1 protein-coding gene is annotated in these 977 nt (G+C 43.6%); it reads right to left on the bottom strand.

Annotation, left to right across the window (positions count from 1 at the left end; all coding sequences use genetic code 11):
* Positions 1-977 (bottom strand): hypothetical protein (locus tag ACNPNW_RS05440; protein ID WP_448766665.1); only part of this gene is annotated, 977 nt, incomplete at both ends.

Here is a 977-nt window from a genome sequence, read left to right as displayed (position 1 = left end):
AATGCTATTCGTGTCAGGCTTCGCAACAGGTGCGTCATCTATAATATTAATAACCAGATCACCCGAAGCTGTTTTATCGCCATCGATATCTGTCACTTCCACTGCAAATGTTGCATTGGTATTATCACCTGACGTATTCGCAGGAAGTGTGTAGCTATAGTGGATAGTACCTGTACCAGTTGCCGAATTGTATTCATAGCGTGCAGTTAAACCATCCGAGAATGTTTGATCTGCTGTCGTTAGGGTATGTCCACCTAACTTCACTGCATCTTGAGAAGCCAAACCATCTGGAGAGGTAAAAGCAATTGTACCGCTTGTTGTTTCCTTATCAGTAGATGCTTTAGAGCCACCATTATTCAAACCTGATTCATAGACTTTGGTACTCTCTCCATCGCTCGAAGGAAGCGTAACAAGAGGCGCACTATTGCCAATGACTAATGTCAAGCTAGCTGTTGAGCTATCCCCATCACCGTCAACCAATGTATAAGTAAATACCTCATTTACACCGCCCGGCGTACCTTCATGACGCTCGTAACTATATTCACCTGTGGTCTTATTGAGTATTAGAGTACCATACTGCCCTTCGATCGTCAGCGTTGTGCCATCATCTGTTACCACGTTAGCAGATACATTATCACTAACCACTGTGGAGATGCTCACTCCATCGGCACTAATTTTGTCTGCACCTGTAGCCCCACTACTCGTACCAACACCCGTCAGTACATTTCCAGTTTCAGGGGTAAATTGATTAGCAGCCACATTATCGATGTCGTTTTTGGCAAGTGGTGCATCATCAATAATGCTAATGACTAGACTGCTACTGCTCACAATATTACTTTGATCTGTCACAGATATACCGACTTCTTCCAGAAAGTTATCGGTGTGTGATGCATCGTTGGTAACAGGTTGATCTAGTTCATATTCATAAGTAATGGTGCCACCCGTAGATACGCCATTAAATTCCTGACCATTTGGCG

It is taken from the genome of Acinetobacter endophylla, assembly GCF_053543775.1.
Note: the sequence above shows the minus strand (reverse complement) of the source record. Positions and strands in the feature narration are given on the sequence as shown.